The organism is Streptomyces sp. NPDC087844, from assembly GCF_044742785.1.
In the GTDB taxonomy this organism is placed as follows: domain Bacteria; phylum Actinomycetota; class Actinomycetes; order Streptomycetales; family Streptomycetaceae; genus Streptomyces.
Genome location: NZ_JBIUVD010000002.1, coordinates 532,827 through 555,961 on the forward strand (window position 1 = coordinate 532,827; position 23,135 = coordinate 555,961).

Annotated in this window: 22 protein-coding genes and 1 pseudogene; 12 read left to right on the forward strand and 11 right to left on the reverse strand. The window is 70.7% G+C overall.

What is annotated here, in order from left to right; translation table 11 throughout:
* Positions 1-12 precede the first annotated feature (12 nt).
* Positions 13-1,125 (forward strand): ABC transporter ATP-binding protein, encoded by a 1,113-nt coding sequence (locus ACIOKD_RS05960; RefSeq protein ID WP_402078747.1) that lies wholly within the window; start codon positions 13-15, stop codon positions 1,123-1,125.
* A 157-nt stretch (positions 1,126-1,282) separates the two neighbouring features.
* Here the strand turns inward: ACIOKD_RS05960 and ACIOKD_RS05965 are convergent, their stop codons facing one another.
* The 5 genes from ACIOKD_RS05965 to ACIOKD_RS05985 form a co-directional block, all read right to left on the reverse strand.
* A complete protein-coding gene (locus tag ACIOKD_RS05965) occupies positions 1,283-1,831 on the reverse strand; it encodes a hypothetical protein (RefSeq protein WP_402078750.1) in 549 nt (182 codons plus the stop codon).
* 14 nt (positions 1,832-1,845) lie between these two features.
* Positions 1,846-3,462, reverse strand: coding sequence for a hypothetical protein (locus tag ACIOKD_RS05970; protein ID WP_402078752.1), 1,617 nt, complete (start codon positions 3,460-3,462; stop codon positions 1,846-1,848).
* A gap of 959 nt (positions 3,463-4,421) precedes the next feature.
* Entirely contained in the window at positions 4,422-4,925 is a 504-nt protein-coding gene (locus tag ACIOKD_RS05975; RefSeq protein ID WP_402078755.1) for a hypothetical protein, read from the reverse strand.
* Entirely contained in the window at positions 4,922-5,221 is a 300-nt protein-coding gene (locus ACIOKD_RS05980) for a hypothetical protein (RefSeq protein WP_402078756.1), read from the reverse strand. Before ACIOKD_RS05980 ends, ACIOKD_RS05975 begins: the two co-directional genes overlap by 4 nt.
* A 218-nt stretch (positions 5,222-5,439) precedes the next feature.
* Positions 5,440-5,682 (reverse strand): hypothetical protein, encoded by a 243-nt coding sequence (locus ACIOKD_RS05985; protein ID WP_402078758.1) that lies wholly within the window; start codon positions 5,680-5,682, stop codon positions 5,440-5,442.
* 102 nt (positions 5,683-5,784) lie between these two features.
* Here ACIOKD_RS05985 and ACIOKD_RS05990 point away from each other — a divergent pair, with 102 nt between their 5' ends.
* From ACIOKD_RS05990 to ACIOKD_RS06010, 5 genes are all read left to right on the forward strand, one after another.
* Positions 5,785-7,425, forward strand: a complete 1,641-nt coding sequence (locus ACIOKD_RS05990; RefSeq protein ID WP_402078762.1) for an ABC transporter substrate-binding protein — start codon at positions 5,785-5,787, stop codon at positions 7,423-7,425.
* A 64-nt stretch (positions 7,426-7,489) separates the two neighbouring features.
* Entirely contained in the window at positions 7,490-8,413 is a 924-nt protein-coding gene (locus tag ACIOKD_RS05995; protein ID WP_402078765.1) for an ABC transporter permease, read from the forward strand.
* Entirely contained in the window at positions 8,406-9,449 is a 1,044-nt protein-coding gene (locus tag ACIOKD_RS06000) for an ABC transporter permease (RefSeq protein WP_402078767.1), read from the forward strand. The genes ACIOKD_RS05995 and ACIOKD_RS06000 overlap by 8 nt, the downstream gene beginning before the upstream one ends.
* A gap of 5 nt (positions 9,450-9,454) precedes the next feature.
* On the forward strand, positions 9,455-10,438 hold the full coding sequence (locus tag ACIOKD_RS06005; protein ID WP_402078770.1) for an ABC transporter ATP-binding protein: 984 nt from the start codon (positions 9,455-9,457) through the stop codon (positions 10,436-10,438).
* A complete protein-coding gene (locus tag ACIOKD_RS06010; RefSeq protein WP_402078773.1) occupies positions 10,431-11,573 on the forward strand; it encodes an ABC transporter ATP-binding protein in 1,143 nt (380 codons plus the stop codon). Before ACIOKD_RS06005 ends, ACIOKD_RS06010 begins: the two co-directional genes overlap by 8 nt.
* Before the next feature lie 164 nt (positions 11,574-11,737).
* Here the strand turns inward: ACIOKD_RS06010 and ACIOKD_RS06015 are convergent, their stop codons facing one another.
* Complete coding sequence (locus ACIOKD_RS06015) at positions 11,738-13,894, reverse strand: prolyl oligopeptidase family serine peptidase (protein WP_402078776.1); 2,157 nt, start codon at positions 13,892-13,894, stop codon at positions 11,738-11,740.
* A 183-nt stretch (positions 13,895-14,077) separates the two neighbouring features.
* Here ACIOKD_RS06015 and ACIOKD_RS06020 point away from each other — a divergent pair, with 183 nt between their 5' ends.
* Entirely contained in the window at positions 14,078-14,272 is a 195-nt protein-coding gene (locus tag ACIOKD_RS06020; protein ID WP_107020199.1) for a hypothetical protein, read from the forward strand.
* A gap of 64 nt (positions 14,273-14,336) precedes the next feature.
* On the opposite strand, the gene ACIOKD_RS06025 is transcribed toward ACIOKD_RS06020, so the two are convergent.
* From ACIOKD_RS06025 to ACIOKD_RS06035, 3 genes are read right to left on the reverse strand one after another with little or no spacing between them, the layout of a single operon-like run.
* The gene (locus tag ACIOKD_RS06025; protein WP_402078780.1) at positions 14,337-14,546 is read right to left on the reverse strand and encodes a DUF397 domain-containing protein; all 210 of its coding nucleotides are present in this window, start codon (positions 14,544-14,546) and stop codon (positions 14,337-14,339) included.
* Between the two features lie 35 nt (positions 14,547-14,581).
* On the reverse strand, positions 14,582-14,791 hold the full coding sequence (locus ACIOKD_RS06030) for a DUF397 domain-containing protein (RefSeq protein ID WP_402078783.1): 210 nt from the start codon (positions 14,789-14,791) through the stop codon (positions 14,582-14,584).
* Positions 14,788-15,663, reverse strand: coding sequence for a helix-turn-helix domain-containing protein (locus tag ACIOKD_RS06035; RefSeq protein ID WP_402078787.1), 876 nt, complete (start codon positions 15,661-15,663; stop codon positions 14,788-14,790). Before ACIOKD_RS06035 ends, ACIOKD_RS06030 begins: the two co-directional genes overlap by 4 nt.
* 155 nt (positions 15,664-15,818) lie before the next feature.
* On the opposite strand from ACIOKD_RS06035, the gene ACIOKD_RS06040 reads away from it, so the two are divergent.
* From ACIOKD_RS06040 to ACIOKD_RS06055, 4 genes are all read left to right on the forward strand, one after another.
* The gene (locus ACIOKD_RS06040) at positions 15,819-16,370 is read left to right on the forward strand and encodes an ATP-binding protein (protein WP_402078789.1); all 552 of its coding nucleotides are present in this window, start codon (positions 15,819-15,821) and stop codon (positions 16,368-16,370) included.
* 33 nt (positions 16,371-16,403) lie between these two features.
* Positions 16,404-17,342: an N-acetyl-1-D-myo-inositol-2-amino-2-deoxy-alpha-D-glucopyranoside deacetylase gene (gene mshB, locus ACIOKD_RS06045; RefSeq protein WP_402078792.1), complete on the forward strand. Its 939-nt coding sequence runs from the start codon at positions 16,404-16,406 to the stop codon at positions 17,340-17,342.
* A complete protein-coding gene (locus tag ACIOKD_RS06050; RefSeq protein WP_402078795.1) occupies positions 17,339-17,794 on the forward strand; it encodes a DUF6113 family protein in 456 nt (151 codons plus the stop codon). The genes mshB and ACIOKD_RS06050 overlap by 4 nt, the downstream gene beginning before the upstream one ends.
* A gap of 256 nt (positions 17,795-18,050) precedes the next feature.
* A complete protein-coding gene (locus ACIOKD_RS06055; RefSeq protein WP_402078797.1) occupies positions 18,051-20,456 on the forward strand; it encodes a hypothetical protein in 2,406 nt (801 codons plus the stop codon).
* Positions 20,457-20,549: 93 nt separating this feature from the next.
* Here the strand turns inward: ACIOKD_RS06055 and ACIOKD_RS06060 are convergent, their stop codons facing one another.
* Complete coding sequence (locus ACIOKD_RS06060; RefSeq protein ID WP_402078800.1) at positions 20,550-21,401, reverse strand: tetratricopeptide repeat protein; 852 nt, start codon at positions 21,399-21,401, stop codon at positions 20,550-20,552.
* A 188-nt stretch (positions 21,402-21,589) separates the two neighbouring features.
* Positions 21,590-22,600: pseudogene (locus ACIOKD_RS06065) on the reverse strand (GNAT family N-acetyltransferase); the annotation flags it as partial.
* Positions 22,601-22,741: 141 nt separating this feature from the next.
* On the opposite strand from ACIOKD_RS06065, the gene fdxA reads away from it, so the two are divergent.
* Complete coding sequence (gene fdxA / locus ACIOKD_RS06070) at positions 22,742-23,062, forward strand: ferredoxin (RefSeq protein WP_003973842.1); 321 nt, start codon at positions 22,742-22,744, stop codon at positions 23,060-23,062.
* The last annotated feature ends 73 nt before the right edge of the window (positions 23,063-23,135 follow it).

A 23,135-nucleotide genomic window follows, 5' to 3' on the forward strand; every position in this document is an offset into this window, starting at 1 on the left:
GGAGAACGACTCATGAGCGACAAACTCACCCTGCCGAAGCCGCAGGGCCCGGTGGACGGAGCCGCCGAGGCGCTGCTCTCCGTCGAGGGCCTGACGAAGCACTTCCCCATCTACGGCGGCTTCCCGATCAAGCGCAAGGTCGGAGCCGTACAGGCCGTCGACGGGGTCGACCTGACCGTCGGCGTCGGCGAGAGCGTCGGCCTGGTCGGCGAGTCCGGCTGCGGCAAGTCGACGACCGGCCGGCTCATCACCCGGCTCCTGGAGCCGACGGCCGGCAAGATCACCTACGCGGGGCAGGACATCTCGCACGCCTCGCGCCGGCAGATGGCGCCCGTACGGTCCGAGATCCAGATGATCTTCCAGGACCCGTACTCCTCGCTGAACCCGCGGCAAACGGTCGGCAGCATCATCAAGTCGCCGATGGAGGTCAACGGGATCAACCCGAAGGGCGGCCTGGAGAAGCGCGTACACGAACTGCTGGAGCTGGTCGGGCTCAACCCCGAGCACTACAACCGCTTCCCGCACGAGTTCTCCGGAGGCCAGCGCCAGCGCATCGGGGTGGCCCGCGCCCTGTCCCTGAACCCGAAGCTGATCGTGGCGGACGAGCCGGTCTCCGCGCTGGACGTGTCGATCCAGGCGCAGGTCGTCAACCTGCTCCAGAAGGTCCAGGAAGAGATGGGCATCGCCTTCCTCTTCATCGCCCACGACCTGGCGATCGTCCGGCACTTCTCGCAGCGCCTCGCGGTGATGTACCTCGGCAAGATCGTGGAGGTCGGCGACCGCGACTCCATCTACAACCGGCCCCGTCACCCGTACACCCACGCCCTGCTGTCGGCCGTCCCCGAGGTCGCGCTCGACGACGAGACCGAGGACCGGGAGCGGATCCGGCTCTCCGGCGACGTGCCTTCGCCGATCCACCCGCCGTCCGGCTGCCGTTTCCGTACGCGCTGCTGGAAGGCGCAGGACAAGTGCGCGACGACCGAGCCGCCGCTCGTCCAGATCTCCGGCAACCGTGAGAACCACCTGACGGCCTGCCACTTCCCGGAGGACCCGACGACGGAGGCCCGGGACGAGGACGTCGTCATGGACCCGGCGCTGAAGGCGCTGGAGAGCGAGGCGAAGTAGGTGGTCAAGTAGGTGGTCGGGGGCGCTGCCCCCGGGCCCCCGGTCCTCGGACGCCGGACGGGCTGAAGATGTCGCGGACGGGCCGCGCTTCTTCAGCCCGTCAGCCCGTCCGGGGGCACCCTCAGCGGTAGCTGGGGGAGTGTGAGGACGATGCCGCTCAGGCCGACCAAGGGCCGCCGGGTTCGTTCTGCCAGCGGTGGAAGACCTCGCCCGTGTCGTCGACGCCGAAGACGGCCATCCCCGAGCCGTGGTCCACCACCGACGGAATGCCGGTGCTGACGCGCGGGGCGGGCAGGGCAGGCGTGCCCGTGGCCTCCCGCGCCTCGTCGAGGAGAGCGCGGGCCTTGTCCGCGACCTGGTCGTACCGCTCCGGGAAGGCCGAGCGCTGCACCTTCTGGGCCGTCTGCCCTGCGGTGAGCTGCGGCGACTGTTCCTCGACGCGTACGGCGCGGACGAAGAACTGCCGGGCCGCGTACGGCACGTGCCGGATCTGTTCCGGGGTTCCCCAGCCCTGGCTGGGCCGTTGCTGGAAGACGCCGAGGGAGTCGCGGTCGCCGCAGTCGAGGTTGTTCATGTGCGACTCGACCCAGCCGGCCTCGAAACCGGCGAGCATCACCTTGTCCGAGACCTGGAGTTCGAGGCCGACGAGGTAGACGGCCTTGGTCACTTCGGGATCGTGGTGGGGCGGGATGTGGCACGCGGCCATCCTGGGGCTCCTGATCAGTGAGAGGCGTCGGCCGCCGGGACCTGGTCCGGGACCTGGGCCGGGGTGCGAGGAGAGGCGAGTACGTCGGTGGCGGCCGGGGCGTCGGGGTCGGCGGCGAGGCTGCCCTCCATGTCGACCCAGTTGTCGTTCCAGGCATGCCCGTTCTCCGGACCGCGCTGCCAGGTGTGGGTGACCCGGCCCCGCGGGTCACGGCCGAACACGGAGAGGTCGCCGCTGGGGTTGAGGACCACGGCCGGGTCGGTGGTGAGGTGTCCGCCGAGGGGGTTCCAGTCGGACCAGGGGCCGCCGGTGCCGGTCTGCCAGCGGTGGTGGAGGGCGTTGTCGGTGCCGCGTGCGAAGAGGACCATGCCTCCGTCGCGGCCGACGAGTACGGTGGGCCGGCCTTGTGTGGCGCCGCCCATGTCGACCCAGGTGTCGTGCCAGGCGTGGCCGTGTTCGGGGCCGCGCTGCCAGGTGTGGGTGATGCGCCCCTCGGGGGCACGGGCGAACACCGACAGGGCGCCGTTCGGGCTGAGGACCACGGCCGGGTCGCTCGTCAGGTGTCCGCCGAGAGGGCTCCAGTCGGACCAGGGGCCGCCGGTGCCGGTCTGCCAGCGGTGGTGGAGGGCGTTGTCGGTGCCGCGTGCGAAGAGGACCATGCCTCCGTCGCGGCCGACGAGTACGGTGGGCCGGCCTTGTGTGGCGCCGCCCATGTCGACCCAGGTGTCGTGCCAGGCGTGGCCGTGTTCGGGGCCGCGCTGCCAGGTGTGGGTGATGCGCCCCTCGGGATCACGGGCGAACACCGACAGGGCGCCGTTGGGGTTGAGCACCACCGACGGGTCGCTAGCCGGCCGGCCACCCAGGGACACCCACTCCGGCGCCCAGGCGCCCGCCTCCGACTGCCAGGTGTGCCACAGCGCCCCGTCGGCTCCCCGGACGAACACCGTCAGCTTGCCGTAGCGGCCGACCAGCGCCCACGGCCGTCCCACCGCGCCGGAGGACGGGCGGCCCAGTGGCGTCCACGCCGACCACGCTCCGCCCGCCTGGTTCTGCCAGCGGTGCGCCACGTCGCCCGTCGCCTCGACCCCGGACACGACCATGCCCGAGCCGTGGTCCACCACGGACGGGACCCCGACGCCGACCTGCGGCGCGACCGCCCGGCCGCCGGTCCACCAGGTGGTCTCCCTGCGCGCCCCCGCCCAGCCGAAACTGAAGTGGACGTGGTCGGTGTGCGGACTGCGACCGGTGTACGGGGTCCAGTCGGAGTCCGCGCGGGCGGCCTGCCAGATCCGCCGGTTCCAAATCATGTACATGATTCCGAAGCGGCGGGCGAGGGCGTGGCGGTTGCCGTGCCGGTCGGTGGCGAGCAGCCAGCCGATGAGGTCGTCGGCGAGGGGGGCCTGGCCGGCCGCGATGCCCCAGTCCCAGGCCCTGCCCTCCTTGTGCTCGCTGACCCCCGGTTTGTCACACTCCCTGCTGATGCCAAGGCTGTGCGTGTCCGGGTAGGCGGCGAGGACCAGGTCGCGGAAGCCGAGGAGGCCCGGCTTCGCCGCCGGGTCGCAGCCCCGTTGCCCCTCGTGGGGGGCGTAGTCGTCGATGAGGGGACCGAAGTCCGGGGCGGTGGGGGGCATAGGTGGCCTCCTGGCGTGAGGTGACGTGACGTCAAGGCATGGCGTCAAGACGTGACGTCAAGACGTGACGTGAGGCGATGGGCGGACCGTTTGGCCTTGGCTTCCTGTCTCCACACCCTGGCGCGCCGCGCTGTCATCCCGCTCGGCCCTCGGCCACTTCCGCCCCAACGGATGAACGGCCCCTACGGGTTCACGTCACGGCTCGCGGTGGGCGCTGACGCCGCCGATGGTCGCCTGCCACCTCCCACGGGACAGGTGAACGACCCCGTCCTCCGGTGTGATGTGGACCCGCGCGCCGAGCAGGGGCAACGACCCCTCTCCCGGCTTCGCGTGGTCGGCGTGCAGCCCGCCGACCCTGGTGACCAGCGAGCGGTCCGCGTACGCGGCGTCCGCCCATGCCCCGGAGTCGCTCGCTCCGTCGCGGAGAACCCACCCGCCCGAGGCCGGAGTTCGGCGAACTCCCGCCAGTGCGGGTGGACGGTCGGCTCGCCCTTGATGAGCTGGATGGGGATGCCGAGCGCGGTGGCGTCGATGATGACCGATCGCCAGTCCACGGGGGTCATGGATCCGTGCGATGCCTGCGGATCGCGGACCGGACCCGCCCGGACAGCGGCGGCTGGTTCCTCATGACGGACCCGGAGGGCAACGAGTTCTGTGTGGAGCTGGGGGACTCGGACCACGCGCAGACGCCTGACACCCGGCAGCGACGCCTTTCCCCTGCGCCTGCGGAAGGCCACCCCCGACAACGTCGAGGCCGCGATCGCACTGAAGGTCCCGTCCCGACCAGAGCGGTTCGTCTCGACCGTCGTGAAGTCCCTCGCCGAGGCCCACGCGAACCCGAGAACCGTCTGGCCGCGGCTGGTCCACGACGGCGACGAGCTGCGGCTGGACATCGACGAGGGCAGTCAGGCCGTTACCCGCCCGCTGCCGAAAGTACCGGTCGACCCTGCGGAACGCTGTCAGAGCAGCGTCGGCTTACCCGACCGGAAGTCCCGCAGGGAGTCGACCGGGAGGATGGCCACATCCTGGCCCGCGGCACCGAGGGCGTCGCGGTAGGCGCACAGGTCGTCCGGGTCGGAGGTGAGGATGACGGCGCGATCATGGCGTGCGGCGACCACTGTCACGAGGGCGTCCACCGCATCGGGTGCCTTCTTGGCGGGCAGGACAGCTCGCGCCGCTACGACACCCGCGCGTTTACCGTCGTCGACAGCGTGACCCGCTTGGCACAGACCGCACGTGCCGAGGTCCCGCTGTGCCGAGAACACCACGCACTCGGCCAATGCCTTGGACAGAGGTGTCCAATGCCCGGGCTGCGGGCACCAGACCTGGGCCAGGACGGGAACGAGCACGATGGGCGGGTGGAAACCCTCCCGAGCGGAAAGCCGGGAGTGGAAGCGCTGGGTCTCCGGATCCTTACGCTCCAGGGCGATCAGCGCGCCTGTGTCGTAGACGAAGACGCTCACGCGACCGTGCTTCCGCGAGTGCCGAAGCCCCCGTCGATGGCGTCCAGGTAGGCGTCCATGGCGGCGTCGTCCTCGGGGGAAGCGTCGGGCTGGTCTTCGGGCGCGTTGCCCTCGGCGGCGCGGCTGACCGCGTCCACCTCGGCGAACCGGTCTCGGATGCGTCGGCACCGCGCCACCTCGGCGAGTGCCGCGGTGCGCAGGAACGCGGACAGATCGAGGCCGTACTCGGCTGCAGCCTCGCGGATCGCGGCATCCTCGCCGGGATCGAGGGTGAGGGTGATGCGGTTCTTCGCCATGGACCTACCGTAGGACGGCGTAGGACGGCGTAGGACGGCGTAGGACGGCGTAGGACGAGTTTGCAACGCAGGTCGGGCGGAGCCCGGGATCGCCATGCCGCGGCTGGTCCACGACGGCGACGAACTCGTTGCCTTCGTCATGGCCCCTATGCGATGTCCGCTTCGACCGCGACAGCCCATTCGACCGCGACAGCCCGGAGGGCAGAAGGTCGGACCGGTCAGCTCACGCTGTCTCCGGCGTTGCCGTAGCGGCGGAAGGCCCCGGTCTCCACGGTCCAGGAGCCGAACGGCACCGCATCCCCGAAAATGTAGGAGTCCTTGGCCTGGTAGCGGTCCTTGCACGGGTCCGAGTGCACCTCGCGACCGGTGGGGGCGAGGCACGGAGTGCCCGCCCTCAGGGGCGCGGGGAACTGCGCGGCCCGCCCCCACCGGCCCGCACGGCGGATACCGCATGCACCCATGTGGATCGCCAAATGTGCGGCATGTGAGATTCGCGCCGATATTGGGCGCAAAGGAACTGGCTCCGGCGCCGGAGCCGCAGCGCACCGATGAGGAGGCACTCCATGCGTGGAGCCACACACGCCAGATGGGCCGTATGCGCGACGGCGGCAGCCCTCGCCGCGACGGCCTGTGGGGGAGACGGGGGCGGCGACAGCGGTGGCGGCGGCGACGGCTCGGGGATCCTCAGTTCGTCGTGGGGCGACCCGCAGAACCCCCTGGAGCCGGCCAACACCAACGAGGTGCAGGGCGGCAAGGTCCTCGACATGCTCTTCCGCGGTCTCAAGCGCTACGACGCCAAGACCGGCGAGGCCGAGGACATGCTGGCCGAGAAGATCGAGACCTCGGACTCGCAGAACTTCACCGTCACCGTCAAGGACGGCTGGACGTTCAGCAACGGCGAGGCCGTCACCGCCAAGTCGTTCGTGGACGCCTGGAACTACGGCGCCAGTCTCAAGAACAACCAGAAGAACGCGTACTTCTTCGGGTACATCGACGGCTATGACAAGGTCCACCCGGAGGACGGCGGGAAGCAGACGGCCCAGGCCCTGAGCGGGCTCAAGGTCACCGGTGACCACACCTTCACCGTCAAGCTCAACCAGAAGTTCTCGACCTTCCCCGACACCCTCGGCTACGCCGCCTTCGCCCCGCTGCCCCAGGCGTTCTTCGACGACCACGCGGCCTGGCTGAAGAAGCCGGTCGGCAACGGCCCGTACACGATCGACTCGTACGCCAAGGGCTCGGCGATGAAGATGCGCAAGTGGGACAAGTACCCGGGGGAGGACAAGGCCGAGAACGGCGGGGTGGATCTGAAGGTCTACACCGACAACAACACCGCCTACACGGACCTGATGGCCGGCAACCTCGACCTCGTGGACGACGTGCCCGCCGCCCAGCTCAAGAACGCCAAGAGCGACCTCGGCGACCGGTACATCAACACCCCCGCCGGCATCATCCAGACCCTCGCCTTCCCGTTCTACGACAAGAACTGGGGCAAGGAGGGGATGGAGAAGGTCCGTACCGGCCTGTCCATGGCGATCAACCGGAAGCAGATCACCGAGACCATCTTCCAGAAGACGCGGACCCCCGCCACCGACTGGACCTCGCCCGTCCTCGGTGAGGACGGCGGCTACAAGGAGGGGCTGTGCGGTGACGCCTGCGAGTACGACCCCGACGAGGCCAAGAAGATGATCCAGGAGGGCGGCGGGCTCCCCGGCGGGCAGGTCAAGATCTCGTACAACGCGGACACCGGCTCCCACAAGGAGTGGGTGGACGCCGTCTGCAACTCCGTCAACAACGCTCTGGACAACGACAAGGCCTGCGTCGGCAACCCGGTCGGCACGTTCGCCGACTTCCGCAACCAGATCACCCAGTCCAAGATGTCGGGCCCCTTCCGGGCCGGCTGGCAGATGGACTACCCGCTGATCCAGAACTTCCTGCAGCCGCTGTACTACACCAACGCCTCCTCCAATGACGGCAAGTGGACCAGCAAGGAGTTCGACGGCCTCGTCGACAAGGCCAACGGGGAGACCGACCAGGCCAAGGCCGTCGACCTGTTCCAGCAGGCCGAGGAGGTGCTGCGGGACGACATGGGCGCCATTCCGCTCTGGTACCAGAACGGCAGCGCCGGCTACTCGGACCGGATCTCGAACGTGGCACTGAACCCGTTCAGCCTGCCCGTCTACAACGAGATCAAGGTCAGCTGAGCCACGGGGGCGCGCACTTCGGCGAAGAACCAGGCGTGCGCCCCCGCCTACCTCCGGAGCCCTCATGGGACGGTATGTGATCCGGCGCCTGCTGCAGATGATCCCGGTCTTCATCGGCGCCACCCTGTTGATCTTCCTGATGGTGAACGTGATGGGCGACCCCATCGCGGGCCTGTGCGGCGACCGGCAGTGCGACCCCGCGACGGCGACCCAGCTGCGCAAGGAATTCGGCCTGGACAAGCCCGTGTGGCAGCAGTACGCGACCTACATGGGCAACGTCTTCACCGGCGACTTCGGCACCGCGTTCAACGGGCAGGAGGTCACCGAGCTGATGTCGACCGCCTTCCCGGTCACCATCCGGCTCACGGTCGTCGCGATCGTCTTCGAGGTCGTCATCGGCATCGCACTCGGTGTCGTCACCGGACTGCGGCGCGGCAGGCCCGTCGACACCGGTGTCCTGCTGATCACCCTCGTCGTCATCTCGGTGCCCACCTTCGTCACCGGTCTGCTGCTGCAGCTGCTGCTCGGCGTCAAATGGGGGTGGATCAGCCCGTCCGTCTCCTCCGAGGCGCCCTTCGAAGAGCTGATCGTGCCCGGCCTGGTGCTCGCGTCCGTCTCCCTCGCCTATGTGACCCGGCTGACCCGGACGTCCATCGCCGAGAACCGGCGCGCCGACTACGTCCGTACGGCCATCGCCAAGGGCCTGCCCCGGCGCCGGGTCATCACCCGGCACCTGCTGCGCAACTCCCTCATCCCGGTGGTCACCTTCATCGGCACCGACATCGGCGCGCTGATGGGCGGCGCGATCGTCACCGAGCGGATCTTCAACATCCACGGCGTCGGCTTCCAGCTCTACCAGGGCATCCTGCGCCAGAACACGCAGACCGTCGTCGGCTTCGTGACCGTCCTCGTCCTCGTCTTCCTGGTGGCCAACCTGCTGGTCGACCTCCTGTACGCCGTACTCGACCCGAGGATCCGCTATGCCTGAGCAGCCGACGCCGCCGGAGCGGCCCCTGCCCTCCATGCCGCCGGGGCCGTACCTGTCCGGCGGCGGGCGCGCCCCCGAGGACGGCGCCATCGCCGCGACCGGCATGGGCGGCGCGATGGACCTCGCCACCGAGGAGGGCGCCTCCCTCCAGAAGGTCCCCGGCGGACCCGACGGCACGGGCCCGCAGGACAAGCCCCGTTCCCTGTGGTCCGACGCCTGGCGCGACCTGCGGCGCAACCCCGTCTTCATCGTCTCGGGGCTCGTCATCCTCTTCCTGGTCGTCATCTCCCTGTGGCCCTCGGCGATCGCCTCCGGCAACCCCCTCAAGTGCGACCTCGCCAAGTCACAGGAGGGCTCCCAGCCGGGCCACCCCTTCGGCTACAACGGCCAGGGCTGTGACGTCTACACGCGCACGGTGTACGGGGCCCGGGTCTCCGTCACCGTCGGCGTGTGCGCCACGCTCGGGGTGTCGGTCCTCGGCTCGGTGCTGGGGGGACTCGCCGGGTTCTTCGGCGGGGCGTGGGACGCGTTCCTCTCCCGTATCACCGACATCTTCTTCGCCATTCCCGTCGTCCTCGGCGGTCTGGTGCTGCTGTCCGTCGTCACCAGTTCCACCATCTGGCCGGTGATCGGCTTCATGGTGCTGCTCGGCTGGCCGCAGATCTCCCGCATCGCCCGCGGGTCGGTCATCACCACCAAGCAGAACGACTACGTGCAGGCCGCCCGCGCGCTCGGCGCCTCCAACACCCGCATGCTGCTGCGGCACATCACGCCCAACGCGATCGCCCCGGTCATCGTCGTGGCGACCATCGCGCTGGGGACGTACATCTCGCTGGAGGCGACCCTGTCGTTCCTCGGCGTCGGACTGAAGCCGCCCACGGTGAGCTGGGGCATCGACATCTCCTCGGCGTCCCAGTACATCCGCACCGCGCCGCACGCCCTGCTCTGGCCGGCCGGGGCGCTGGCCGTCACCGTCCTCGCGTTCATCATGCTCGGCGACGCGGTGCGCGACGCCCTAGACCCGAAGCTGAGGTGAGTGACGTGCTGCTCGAAGTGCGCGACCTGCACGTGGAGTTCAAGACCCGGGACGGCGTCGCCAGAGCCGTCAACGGCGTCACCTACAGCGTGGACGAGGGCGAGACGCTCGCCGTGCTCGGCGAGTCCGGCTCCGGCAAGTCCGTGACCGCGCAGGCCGTGATGGGCATCCTCGACACCCCGCCCGGCAGGATCACCGCGGGCGAGATCCTCTTCAAGGGCCAGGACCTCCTGAAGTTCAAGGAGGAGGCCCGGCGCAAGGTCCGCGGCGCCCAGATGGCGATGATCTTCCAGGACGCGCTGTCGTCCCTGAACCCGGTGCTCAGCGTCGGCGCCCAGCTCGGCGAGATGTTCACGGTCCACCGGGGCATGTCCAGGAAGGACGCGAAGGCCAAGGCCGTCGAGCTGATGGACCGGGTACGCATCCCGGGCGCCGCCTCCCGGGTGGGCGACTACCCCCACCAGTTCTCCGGCGGCATGCGCCAGCGCATCATGATCGCGATGGCGCTGGCCCTCGAACCGGCCCTGATCATCGCCGACGAACCCACCACCGCCCTCGACGTCACCGTCCAGGCCCAGGTCATGGACCTCCTCGCCGAGCTCCAGCGCGAACTCAACATGGGCCTCATCCTCATCACCCACGACCTCGGCGTGGTCGCGGACGTCGCCGACCGGATCGCCGTGATGTACGCGGGCACGATCGTCGAGTCCGCCCCGGTCCACGACATCTACAAGGCCCCCGCGCACCCGTACACCAAGGGCCTCCTGGAGTCGATCCCACGGCTCGACCAGAAGGGCCGGGAGCTCTACGCGATCAAGGGCCTGCCGCCCAACCTGATGAACATCCCGCCGGGCTGCGCCTTCAACCCCCGCTGCCCCATGGCCCGGGACGTCTGCCGCACCGACGTACCGCCGCTGTACGAGGTGACCGATGCGGGCCCGGACCGCAGGAGCGCCTGCCACTTCTGGAGGGAGTGCCTCCATGGCTGAGCCGACGAGCGGACCGGTGGCCGAGCGCCCGGCCACCCCGGTGTCCGACCCACTCCTCCAGGTACGCGGCCTCGTCAAGCACTACCCGCTCACCCAGGGCGTCCTGTTCCGCAAGCAGGTGGGCGCGGTGAAGGCCGTCGACGGCGTCGACTTCGACCTCGGCGCCGGGGAAACCCTCGGCATCGTCGGTGAGTCCGGCTGCGGCAAGTCGACGGTCGCCAGGATGCTGGTCAATCTGGAGAGACCGACCGCGGGCGAGATCAGATACAAGGGCGACGACATCACCAAGCTGTCCGGCCGCGCCCTCAAGGCCGTCCGCCGCAACATCCAGATGGTCTTCCAGGACCCGTACACCTCGCTCAACCCCCGTATGACCGTCGGCGACATCATCGGGGAGCCGTACGAGATCCACCCGGAGGTCGCGCCGAAGGGGGACCGGCGACGCCAGGTCCAGGACCTGCTGGACGTGGTCGGGCTCAACCCGGAGTACATCAACCGCTATCCGCACCAGTTCTCCGGCGGCCAGCGCCAGCGCATCGGCATCGCGCGCGGCCTTGCCCTGCGCCCCGAGATCATCGTCGCGGACGAACCGGTGTCGGCCCTCGACGTGTCGGTACAGGCGCAGGTCATCAACCTGATGGACCGCCTCCAGAGCGAGTTCGCCCTCTCCTACGTCTTCATCGCGCACGACCTGTCGATCGTGCGGCACATCTCCGACCGGGTCGGGGTGATGTACCTCGGCCGGATCGTGGAGACCGGCCGGGACGAGGAGATCTACGACCATCCGACGCACCCGTACACCCAGGCGCTGCTGTCCGCCGTGCCCGTCCCGGACCCGGAGGCTCGCGCGCACCGGGAGCGGATCATCCTCTTCGGTGACGTGCCCTCCCCGGCGAACATCCCCTCCGGCTGCCGCTTCCGCACCCGCTGCTGGAAGGCCCGCGAACGCTGCGCGATGGAGGTCCCGCTGCTCGCGGTGCCCGCGGAGTTCCGCTACGAGGCCGGTCCCGCCGCCCACGACTCGGCCTGCCACTTCGCGGAGGAGAAGCAAGTCGTCCCGCCGGAGGAGCCGCAGAAGCCGGAGAAGCCGCAGGAACCGGAGAAGCCGCAGGAACCGCCGGGCGGACCGGCATAGGCTGACAAACGTGCAGCAACCGCGTTAACGCGCAGGCAACTTGGCCGACCCGGTACCGATATACGGACGCGTCACTCTGAACAGCGTACGGCCGTGCGGGTGCCGTGGACCGGCCGGGGAGCGCCATGTCTCCCCGGCCGGTCGCCACCCCGCCGCCGGTCGCCCTACCGCAGGCCCAGCGACCGCTTCAGGAAGTCCACCTGGAGCAGCAGCAGGTTCTCCGCGACCTGCTCCTGCGGGGTCATGTGCGTGACCCCGGACAGCGGCAGCACCTCGTGCGGACGGCCCGCGGCCAGCAGCGCGGAGGACAGCCGCAGGGAGTGCGCGACCACCACGTTGTCGTCGGCGAGACCGTGCACGATCATCATGGGCCGCGCCGGTTCGACCGCCCCCACCAGCCCGTCGTCGTCGATCAGCGAGTTCGCCGCGTACACCTCGGGCCGCTGGTTCGGATCGCCCAGATACCGCTCCGTGTAGTGGGTGTCGTACAGCCGCTGGTCGGTGACCGGCGCGCCCACCACGGCCGCGTGGAAGACGTCGGGGCGGCGCAGTACCGCGAGCCCCGCCAGATAACCGCCGAACGACCAGCCGCGGATCGCCACCCGGGTCAGATCCAGGGGAAAGCGCTCGGCGAGGGCCTGCAGCGCGTGGATCTGGTCGTCGAGGACGACCGCCGCCAGATCGTCCTTGACCGCCTTCTCCCAGGCCGGTGAGCGGCCCGGCATGCCCCGCCCGTCCGCCACGACCACGGCGAACCCCTGATCGGCGAACCACTGGGGCGCGAGGTACGCGTTGTGCGCCGCCAGCACGCGCTGCCCGTGCGGCCCGCCGTAGGGATCCATGAGCACCGGCAGCGGACCGTCGGTGTAGCCCGTGGGGAGCACGACGGCGCACGGTACCCGGCGCGCACCGGCTTCCGTGAGGTGCACGCGCGGGCTCATTCCGGGGTTCTCGGCGTACGAGGTCACGGTCACCGCCGCCGCGCGGCCTCCGGCCCGGCCGCTCCCCGTCGCCTTCCGGCCCCCGTCGCGCACCACCCTGACCTGGGCTCCCGGCCGGTCGGGCACGGCCGACACGAGCACGGTCACGCCGCCCGCCCGCACCGCCGAGTGCACGCCTGGCTCCTGGGAGATCCGCTCCATGCCGAGGTCGTTGACCCGGTAGACGTGCACTTCCCCGATCTCCGGGACGGCCGCGTCCGTGCCGGCCGACGCGGACACGAGCACGTCGTCGTCGGACACGTCGAGCACGGCGCGCACGTGCAACTGCGCTCCTGTGAGGGGGCGTTCGCCCACGGCCAGGACACGCGCCCCTCCCTCGTCGGCGATCCGCACGAGCTGCCCGCTCGGGCTCCAGCTCGGCACACCAGGGAAAAGATCAAGCCAAATCGGATCTTCGTCCGCGTGCACCATCCTGGTCGTCCCGCTGTCCGGATCGACGGCCAGATAAAGCTGACTCGCCTGGTCACGCGCCTGTACGAGCAGCAGCGGAGCCCCGGCGGCCGACCAGTGCACTCGCGCCAGATACGGGTAACGGGCCCGGTCCCACCGGACCTCCGTACGTGCCCCGTCGAGCCCCAGTACGAAAAGCCGTACCTCCGCGTTGTCGGTGCCCGCGGCCGGATACGCGACCTGCTGCGGCTCCCGCTCGGGATGCGCGGGGTCCGAGATCCACCAGCGGCGTACGGGGGCGTCGTCGGCCCGCGCCACCAGCAGGCGGTCCGACTCCGGGGACCACCAGAAGCCCCGTGAGCGGCCCATCTCCTCGGCCGCGACGAACTCGGCGAGCCCGTAGGAGACCGTGTCCGACTCCGGCTCCGCGAGCGCCCGGTCGTCCTCGCCCTCGGCGCCGACGACGCGCAGGGTGCCCCCGGCCACGTACGCGACGAGCCGTCCGTCGGGGGACGGGCGGGGGTCGATCACCGGGCCGTGAACCCGCAGTTCACGTGCCGTCCCGGCCCTCAGTTCGGCGGTGAAGAGCCGCCCCGACAGGGCGAAGGACGCCAACTCCACGGCGGCGTCCGTGGCGTAGCCGACGATGCCCGCGCCACCCTCGCGGCTGCGCTCGCGCCGGGCCTGTTCCGCCGCCGGAAGACGCTCGGAGGAACCCCCGAGGAGCGCCCCCGGGTCGGCTGCCGGGCGCTCCTCGCCGCTCGCCACGTCGAGGACCCACAGCTGGTTCGCCCGGTCCGTGCCGGACGAGGACCGCAGGAAGACCACACGTGAACCATCGGGCGCCACGGTGAACGCGCGGGGCGCGCCCAGCGTGAAACGCAGGGTGCGCGCCTGCCGGCGCGGGAAGGAGAGAGGCTCGGTCGTCATGCTCTGACCATATTGGCCATGCGCCCCCTTGTGCGGCAGTGCGCCGATCAATGCGCACGCACGAATAGTTATGATCACTAGCGCTGTGTGGGTATCAACCCGATGTCTGCTGTATGGATTTGCTGCCCCCCGATGTTCGACCCCACCCCCCGTTGTCCCTGGGATCTTTGGAGGTGAGCCGCCGTGGCACTTTCGATTTCGGCGGTGGTGCTACTGGCGATCATCGTCTTCATCCTGGTCAAGAAATCAGGGCTGAAGGCGCCTCACGCCATCGTGTGTGTCCTGCTCGGCTTCTACCTGGCGAGCTCGACGATCGCCCCGACGATCAACGAGCTGACCACGAACATCGCCGGCATGATCGGAGACATCAAGTTCTGATCCCCGTCGAAGGGTGGGCTCTGGGCCGCGGGAGGCCGGAGCCCGCCTCGGCCGACCGCCCTGGTCAGCCTTCGGACACGTACGGCACGAAGTCGGCCCACGCCTGCGGTGAGAGCTGGAGGCGTGGGCCGGCGGCGTTCTTGGAGTCGCGGACGTGGACGGTGCGGGGGGTGGCGGCGAGTTCGACGCACGAATCGCCTTCGTTGCCGTCGCTGTAGCTGCTCTTGAACCACGCCGGTTCGGAGGCGTGTCCGGCGGCAGTCTTGCGGATCATGTCTCTCCCAGCAGTTGGTCGACAGACCGTCCTGGTCAGCTCTTGGACGCGTACGGCACGAAGGCTGACCAGGTGGTGGGGGAGAAGGCCAGGCGGGGGCCGTCCGTCTCCTTCGAGTCACGGACACGGACGGTCTCGACGTCGGTAGCGATCTCGACGCACGAATTGCCGTCGTTGCCGCCGCTGTAGCTGCTTTTGAACCAGGCCAGCTCGTAGGCGTCCCCTGTGGAGGCCTTGCGGATCATGTTTCTCCCAGCAGTTGCTCGATGAAGGCCAGCGACTCTCGCGGAGAGAGAGCCTGCGCCCGGATGGTGCCATACCGCAGCTCAAGGACGCGCAGCTGCTTCGGATCTGAGGTCGGGCGACCGTTGAACGCACCGTCAGATCTCCCAACCGCGGAGCCGTCCGGAAACTTCAGAACCTCGACCCGTCCATCCAAGCCGGAATGGACCTCACAGTTCATCGGCATCACCTGAAGCACGACGTTGTGGCGCTGAGCGACTTCACGCAGGTGTTCGAGCTGCTGTCGCCTAACCATTGTGCCTCCGATGGGGCGCCGCAGCACCGCCTCCTCCAACACGAAGTGGATCGACGGAGCCGGATCGCGTGCGAAGACCGACTGCCGGGCCAAGCGGGCGGCCACCATGCGTTCCACGTCGTCCGGCGAGTACGGAGGCTGAGCCGCGCCGATCACGGCCCGCGCGTGCTCCGGCGTCTGCAACAGTCCCGCGATGATGTTGCACTCGTACACGCCGATCTCGATCGCTTTGCTCTCCAGTTTCCCCAGCTCGCGCACCTTCTTCGGGTACCGGACCTTCCGCACGTCCTCCTTCATCGCCGAGAGCAACCCACCCGCCCCCAGCACCTCGTCCGCCTTGTCCAGGTACTCGGGCTGAGGAATCCGTTTCCCGCCCTCGATCTTGTAGACCATGTCCTCGCCGTATCCGACGGCGATCCCGAAGTCGGCGGCCCGCATCCCCACCGCCTCCCGCCGCAGCTTCAGTTGCCGCCCCACGGTGGCAACGACCGCCACACCCCAGTCGTCGTCCGGGTCGACCTCCCAACCCGGCTCGTCCGCCTCGGTCCTGAGCCGACCTTCGCCACTGTCCTCGTGCATAGCGCGCCTCTCCGACGGTCCTCCACTGCTCAACGCGCCCTACCCGCACGGGTGGCTTCGACAGCCCGGACAGCGCCGGACAAGTCCCAGACAGTCACCGTACGTATCGACGTCGTCACTGTTCACGGTAAGCAGTTGCGGCCACTCTGAGTGACGTGATCCAAGAAACCCCCGCCACCGAGGCCCGCCTCGCCCACCCCATCCGCACCTTCAGCGTGCAGCTGTCTCCCACGCCTCGCGGGGCCCGCCTGGCCCGACTGCTCGCCACGGAGCAACTGCGTGCATGGGGAGCCCCGTTGGACCCGGCACGCCACCTCGTCGCCGAACTCGCCGCCAACGCGGCCACGCACGGCCGCGTTCACGGCCGGGACTTCCGGCTCACGCTCGTCGTTGTCGCGGAGACCCTGCGCATCGAGGTGACCGACACCTGCGGAGAGTTGCTGCCGCGTCCGCAGGACCTCGACCCCGACAGCGAATCCGGTCGGGGGCTCGTCCTCGTGGAGGCACTCGCCGACCGCTGGGGCGTCACCCGGGGCCCGCATCCCCGGAAGACGGTCTGGGCGGAGCTGAAGATGTCACCGGATCCCGACCGCACGTGCTTCGGCGACAGGGGCGCTCTCCCCAAAGAACCGGGACTGCCGGGTGATGGAACCCACACCCGTCCGAAGGCGCGCGGACAAGTGACGGAAGGACCGTCGGGCACGTGATGTCTGGGCGCGTGCGCCTCGTAGGGTGAGGGCATGACGGAACTGTCCTCCCGGCGTCTGCTCCTGGTGCACGCGCACCCGGACGACGAGGCGATCAACAACGGCGCCACCATGGCCAGGTACGCGGCCACGGGCGCCCAGGTCACCCTCGTGACCTGCACACGGGGCGAACTGGGTGAGGTCATCCCGCCAGGACTCGCGCATCTGTCGGGAGAGCACCTCGGCGAGTACCGCCTGGCGGAGCTCGCCGAGGCGATGCGCGAACTGGGGGTCCGGGACACCCGCTCGCTCGGCGGCGCCGGCCGCTACGAGGACTCCGGGATGATGGGCCTCCCGGACAACGACAACCCACGCTGCTTCTGGCGCGCACATGTGGATGAAGCAGCCGCGCACCTGGTCGGCGTGATCCGCGAGGTACGCCCCCACGTACTCGTCACCTACGACCCGGACGGCGGATACGGCCACCCGGACCACATCCAGGCCCACCGTGTCGCCATGCGGGCCGCCGACCTGGCGGCCGAGCCGGACTTCCGGGCCGACCTCGGCGAACCGTGGACGATCGCGAAGATCTACTGGAACCGCGTGCCGCGTTCCGTCGCCGAGGAGGGCTTCGCCCGCCTGAAGGACGTACTCGACGAACTGCCGTTCCCCGCCGCGGCGACGGTCGACGACGTGCCGGGCGTGGTGGACGACCCGGTGGTCACCACGGAGATCGACGGGACCGACCAGGCCGCGGCCAAAGCCGCCGCGATGCGGGCGCACGCCACCCAGATCGAGGTCGCCGAACCGTGGTTCGCCCTCTCCAACCGGCTCGCGCAGCCCCTCTTCCTCGTGGAGTTCTACGAGTTGGTGCGAGGCGAGCGCGCCGGGACGGCCCGGGAGACCGATCTGTTCGCGGGAATCACGGATCTGTCGGCGGAGAGCACATTCGCAGAGATCACAGAAGCAACCACCGAGGGCGGTACCCGATGAACGCGGCGAACAGAGCGAAGGCGGACCGGTCGCACGCGGACCGGTCGAACGCGGGCGCCGTGCTCGCCCAGCCCCTGCGACCACCGTCGGCCGTCCGGATCATCGTCCACCTGGGCCTCCTCGTGCTCGGCGCCGTGGTCGCGGTGGCCGGGGCGCTGGTCCAGTCGGGCTGGTTCCCGGGCGGGCTGCTGCTCGCGCTGGCCGGTGCGGCGGGCCTGTTCCTCGGGGGATCGCATGCGACCGGCGGCCGGACCGGCGCGGTCGCACCCGCGGCCGGCTGGATGATCGCCGTCGTCCTGCTCACCGCCAGCCGCCCCGAGGGCGACTTCCTCTTCGCCGCGGGAGCGGGCTCCTATCTCTTCCTGCTCGGCGGTATGGCGGTGGCTGTGATGTGCGCCACCCTTGGCCAAGGGCGGCAACCAGGCGGCGCCGCCGCCCGACTTGGCAAGTGACGTACCACTTCGCCACAGCGCGCAGGTGCGCGTCCGGTGTGGGTTTCCCCGACGGCCGCAAAATGAGGGGGACAAGTGGCCAGTATGGTGGAGCGCGCCGCCGAGCCGCCCGAATCGAGGTCGAGGTCGAGTAACCGGGCGGTGGAGCCAACCAGGAGAACCTGCCTTGAGTCGTGAAACTGACAGTCCGTCCTCCGGGCCCAACGGGCGCGGGGGAACCGCATACCCGTCGGGGACTCCGCCGTACGGAACGCCGATGGCTTCCGACGGCACCGCCGACGCGGGGCGTACCGCCGGTGACCGGCCGGAACAGCCCAAGACCGAGACCACGCTGACGACGCGGATCCGGATCAACATCCCCGGATCCCGGCCGATTCCGCCGGTCGTCGTACGCACGACCGTGGCCAACGCGGAGTCCTCCGACGCCACAGGTGCGTCCCCGGACGCCGGACCGGCCACCGGTCCGGGCGGGCCCGTGGACTCCGACACGGGGTTCCACCCCATGCCCGGCCCCGGCCCCGGTGGCGCCGGTGGCGGTGGCGGTGGCGGCGCCGAGGAGAAGCGGAGCGACTGGTTCGCCCCCCGCAAGGCCGGTGCGCCGAAGGGCGGACCGGGCGGCGGCAACGCCAACGGCGCGGGCATGGCCGCCGGTTCGAGTGCCCAGAGCCCGGCAACGGGTGCCGGTGGGGGAGTTGGCCCCTCCGGCGCGCCTGGTGCGCCCGGTACGTCTGGTGCGCCCGCGGCGCGGCGCGGCGGCGGTACCAACGGCGCGGGGCCGGCCGGCGCGGGCGGCACCGGGCCGGTGGCTCCCGGGCACGGCGGCGGTACCGGCTCCTTCGACGTCTCCCGGGCGCTGGCGGCGGGGCCGCTGGGCACCGGGCCGAGCGGATCGCCGTATCCGACGGGCGCCACGGCGGGCGACAACGGCGGCGCCGAACCGCGCCGCGACGGACTCCCGTACTTCTCCGACGGCGGCCAGGGCGGCCAGGGTGGTCAGAGCGGGCCCTTGGGCCCGACCGGCGGCCCGGTCAGCGGCGACACCCCCCTGGCGGCACCCGGTGCCCCGGGTGGGCAAGGCTTCCCCGCAGGTCCCGGTGGCCCCGGTGGCCCCGGTGGCCCCAATGGTCCCGGAGGCCCTGGTGGTGCTCCCGGCAGCCAGGGCGGCCCAGGTGGTCACCGTGCCATCGGCGGCCCCGGCAGCTCCGGCGCCCCTGCGGGCCCCAGCGGCCACCGTGCTCCCGGCGGTCAGGGTGCTCCCGGCAGCCCCGGCAGCCCCGGCAGCCCCGGCGCGTCTGCGGGTGCTGGTGGCCCCGGCAGTCACCGTGCCCCCGGCGGCCCCGGCCCCGGTGGTCCGGGTGCTCCCGGTGCCCCGGACGCCGCCGGTTTCCCCGGCGGCAAGGGGGCCCAGAGCGGCTCCGCCTTCTCCGGTGCCCCTGCGGGGGCGGGCCGTCCCGGTGGCGGGCTGAGCGACGACACCGCGATCCTCACCCCGCAGGTCCCCGCGCCCGAACCGGGCGCGCCGGGCTACGGCGGCGCCGGTGAGAACGTCTCCGGACACACCCTCACCAGCGGCATCCCCGTCGTGCCCCCCGCCCCGAACTCACCGTTCGGACCGGGCGCGCACACCGACGGACCGCTGCCGCACCAGCCCCCGAAGCTGCCGGAACCGGTCTCACCGGCCGCGCCCGCCGCCGCCCGGACCAAGAAGAAGAAAAAGGGCCGCAACAAGCTGGTGCTCCTGGTCACCGGCATGGTGACCCTGGGCGGCATCGCGTACGGCGCCGGACTGCTCATGAACCACTCCGATGTCCCCAAGGGCACCAGCGTGCTCGGTGTGGACATCGGCGGCGGTACGCGCGACGAGGCCGTCCAGAAGCTCGACGACGCCTTCAAGGCGTCGGCCGCCAAACCGCTGCAGCTCTCGGTCGACGGCGACACCGTCGCACTCAAGCCGGACCAGGCCGGGCTCCAGCTCGACAGCCAGGCCACGGTGCGGGCCGCGGCGGGCAGCGACTACAACCCCGTCTCCGTGATCGGCTCGCTGTTCGGCAACGAGCGGGTCGTCGCCCCAGTGATGCCCGTCGACGAGGAGAAGCTGGCCGCCGCCCTCGAAGGCGCCGCGGGCGGCTCCGGTTCGGCGACCGAGGGCACGATCAAGTTCCAGTCGGGCAAGGCCGTCGCCGTGTACGGCAAGGCGGGCCAGGGCATCGACATCGGCCGGTCGACGGACGCCGTCGAGGACGCGTACCGCACCCAGGTGGAGACCGGGAAGTCGGCTGCCGTGAAGGTGCCCACCACGGCGAAGGAGCCCAAGGTCTCCAAGGCCGAGGTCGACCGCATGATGAAGGAGTTCGCGCAGCCCGCGATGTCCGGGCTCGTGACCGTCAAGGCGGGCACGGCGGTGGTCCAGTTCAGCCCCGAGAACTCCCTGTGGAAGTTCCTCGGCGTCAAGGCGACCTCCGAGGGCAAGCTGGTCGACTACTACGACCTGCCCGCGCTGAAGGAGCTGTACGGCGGCGCGTTCGACGGTGTGACGATCGCCCGTGGCAACGGCAAGAAGACCGCCGTGACCCCGCAGGACGTGGTCGGCGCACTGCGTGAGGCACTCCTCGGCAAGACGGCGACGGACCGCGTCGGAGTGATCGAGATCAACCCCACCTAGAACAACCAAGAACAGGTCCAGGCGGCAGCGGGGCACCCGGTGATGGCCGGGTGCCCTCTGGCCGTCCAGGGCTCCTGAACTGCCGGACCGGATTCAGTTGAGCATCGCGCGGGCCGCGTGCGCCTGGCCCCGTACGCGGGCCGCCGCCGGTTCGTCGACGGCGGCCACGATCTCCGCGTACGCGTCGAGTTCGGTGGCGCCCGTGAGGAAGTCGCCGCGCTGGACGAGGAGCTGGGCGCGCTCGTAGCGCAGGCGGGCCGGGTGCGAGGGCAGCAAAAGGGAGAGATCGACCGCCCAGAGGGCCACGTCGGAGCGTTCGGGACGGGCGGCGGCCCAGGCGCGGATGTTGTTGAGGATGCGCAGGACGACGTCGAGCGGATCGGCGGGCGAGAGCATGGACGGGTCGAGAGGTGAGCCGGTGGCACCGGCCACCAGCAGTTCCGCGTCGGTGCCGGTCAGTACGCGGCCGCCGACGAAGGGATCGACGAGGATCTGCTGCTCGGGTGGACCGAAGCCGACGACGAAGTGACCGGGCAGCGCGACCCCGTAGACGGGCGCACCGGCCCTTCTCGCGACCTCCATCCACACCACGGAGAGCAGGATGGGCAGTCCCCGGCGGCGCTTCAGCACCTTGTCCAGCAGTGACGACTCCAGTCGCTGGTAGTCGCCGGGCGTACCGCGGAAGCCGAGGCCGCCGCCGAGGTGCTCGGAGAGCGCCGCGGCCCAGGACCGGGGGCCGCCGGGCCGGAACGGCAGCTCTCCGGCCAGCCGGTCCAGCTCGATCTGGGCCGCGTCCATCCCGGCCTCGGTCAGTTCCCCGTCCGCCTGGGCGCCCACCAGCAGACACAGGGCCGACAGGTCGGGGCGCTCGGCTCGTGCCTCTTCGCCGAACCGCCGCCGCCATTCGGCGCTTCGCGCCGGCTCGGGGGGATGCAGTGGACGCATAGCTGCTTCGTGCCCTTTCACGCCGATCGATACCGGTCCGTGGTGGCGCCACGCGGTTCCCCGTGGGGGGTCTGGGGGGCTTTCCGGGATGCGTCCGTGGGGTGGGCTGGTGTGGGTGTGGGTGTGGGTGTGGGTGCGGGTTCGCTGTGGCTGGGCGCGCCGTTCCCCGCGCCCCTTACGGGGCTCGCCCCTTGCGGGGACGGGGCGCGGTAGTGGTGGTACGCGTGGTGGGGGGTGAAGTTCATTCGGGTGTACAGGCCCCGGGCGCCCGTGTTGTCCGTCTCCACCTGGAGCCAGGCGGCCGAGGCGCCCTCGGTCAGGGCCTGGCGGGCGAGGGCCGTCATGACCGTGGTGGCGAGGCCCTGGCGACGCAGCGCGGGGTCCACCTCCACCGCCGCGAACCCGGCCCAGCGGCCGTCGACCACACAACGGCCGATCGCCGCGGGCACGCCGGGCTCGCTGCCGGGCACGGTCGCGAACCACACCGAGGGGCCGCTGCCCAGCACCTTCAGCGCCACCTCGCTCACCCCCTTGCGCTGGTAGCGGCTCAGCCATGCCTCGTCGGCCTCGCGCGACAGCGCGACCGTCCGGCCGGGGCCGGGCTCCGGCAGGTCGGCCACCGGCGCCAGCGCGCCGGTCCACAGCTCCGCGGAGACCTCACGCACCCACCCCCGCGCCTCCAGTTCCGCGCACAGCGCTTCCTGCGTACCCTCCGCGCCCGTGGCGGTCTGCGTGTAGGCGGGCAGCCCGCGGGCCGCGTACCACTCCCGTACGAGCGACAGCGCCTCGTCCAGGGGCACGCCCGGATCGCCGAGTGGGAGCACCGAGTTTGCGCGCCGCGTGAAACCGGACGCGGCCCGCAGCTCCCACCCACCGAGCCGTTCGCGCTCCACGGGCTGCCAGGCCCGGGCGGCGACCCGCGCCAGCTCCTCGTACGAGGCCGCGGGACCCCGTCTGCGAGCCGGCGCGGAGGGGACGATCTTGCCCGCCACCAGCGCCGATTCCGGAATGCGGACGCTTTCCCCGGACCGGCGTGTGATCAGCAGCACACCGTCGTCCCATGATGTGAGAACACCGACCGTGTCGGTGAACTTCTCACCCTTGGGAGTCCCTTCGCGCAACCGTCGTACCGAGACGCGTTTTCCCACGTCAGCGGGGGTGACACGGACCTCAAGCCGGAAGTGCGGAGAGAAATCCACAGCTCAGTCCAACCCTCCTGTTCGGATCATGCCCAAGAACGGAGATACTAGGTGCGGGCATCGACGACGCCGCGCTCCCGCGCGCCAGGTGGCGGAGCCTGAAGACGGCTCGCCAGCGCCCTATCGAGGAGGAACGACAGCGTGACCTACGTCATCGCGCAGCCTTGTGTCGACGTCAAGGACAAGGCGTGCATCGAGGAGTGCCCGGTCGACTGCATCTACGAGGGCCAGCGGTCCTTGTACATCCACCCGGACGAATGCGTCGACTGTGGTGCCTGTGAGCCGGTCTGCCCGGTCGAGGCGATCTTCTACGAGGACGACACTCCGGAGGAGTGGAAGGACTACTACAAGGCGAACGTCGAGTTCTTCGACGAGCTCGGCTCGCCCGGCGGTGCCAGCAAGCTGGGACTCATCGAGCGCGACCACCCCTTCGTCGCAGCGCTGCCGCCGCAGAACCAGTAGACGGCCCGAGCGCCGGCGGCCCCGCCGGGGCGGCAGCCGTGGGCGCCGCCCCGGTCCCGTACGGCCCGCCGCC

Coding starts and splice junctions, on each gene's coding strand:
- ACIOKD_RS05990 (WP_402078762.1), top strand. CDS start 5,785: ATGCGTGGAGCCACACACGCCAGATGGGCCGTATGCGCGACGGCGGCA.
- ACIOKD_RS06030 (WP_402078783.1), bottom strand. CDS start 14,791: ATGATCCGCAAGGCCTCCACAGGGGACGCCTACGAGCTGGCCTGGTTC.
- ACIOKD_RS06035 (WP_402078787.1), bottom strand. CDS start 15,663: ATGCACGAGGACAGTGGCGAAGGTCGGCTCAGGACCGAGGCGGACGAG.
- ACIOKD_RS06000 (WP_402078767.1), top strand. CDS start 8,406: ATGCCTGAGCAGCCGACGCCGCCGGAGCGGCCCCTGCCCTCCATGCCG.
- ACIOKD_RS05980 (WP_402078756.1), bottom strand. CDS start 5,221: ATGGCGAAGAACCGCATCACCCTCACCCTCGATCCCGGCGAGGATGCC.
- ACIOKD_RS05985 (WP_402078758.1), bottom strand. CDS start 5,682: ATGGGTGCATGCGGTATCCGCCGTGCGGGCCGGTGGGGGCGGGCCGCG.
- ACIOKD_RS06010 (WP_402078773.1), top strand. CDS start 10,431: ATGGCTGAGCCGACGAGCGGACCGGTGGCCGAGCGCCCGGCCACCCCG.
- mshB (WP_402078792.1), top strand. CDS start 16,404: ATGACGGAACTGTCCTCCCGGCGTCTGCTCCTGGTGCACGCGCACCCG.
- ACIOKD_RS05960 (WP_402078747.1), top strand. CDS start 13: ATGAGCGACAAACTCACCCTGCCGAAGCCGCAGGGCCCGGTGGACGGA.
- ACIOKD_RS06060 (WP_402078800.1), bottom strand. CDS start 21,401: ATGCGTCCACTGCATCCCCCCGAGCCGGCGCGAAGCGCCGAATGGCGG.
- ACIOKD_RS06015 (WP_402078776.1), bottom strand. CDS start 13,894: ATGACGACCGAGCCTCTCTCCTTCCCGCGCCGGCAGGCGCGCACCCTG.
- ACIOKD_RS06050 (WP_402078795.1), top strand. CDS start 17,339: ATGAACGCGGCGAACAGAGCGAAGGCGGACCGGTCGCACGCGGACCGG.
- ACIOKD_RS05970 (WP_402078752.1), bottom strand. CDS start 3,462: ATGCCCCCCACCGCCCCGGACTTCGGTCCCCTCATCGACGACTACGCC.
- ACIOKD_RS05995 (WP_402078765.1), top strand. CDS start 7,490: ATGGGACGGTATGTGATCCGGCGCCTGCTGCAGATGATCCCGGTCTTC.
- ACIOKD_RS05965 (WP_402078750.1), bottom strand. CDS start 1,831: ATGGCCGCGTGCCACATCCCGCCCCACCACGATCCCGAAGTGACCAAG.
- ACIOKD_RS06025 (WP_402078780.1), bottom strand. CDS start 14,546: ATGATCCGCAAGACTGCCGCCGGACACGCCTCCGAACCGGCGTGGTTC.
- ACIOKD_RS06055 (WP_402078797.1), top strand. CDS start 18,051: ATGGCTTCCGACGGCACCGCCGACGCGGGGCGTACCGCCGGTGACCGG.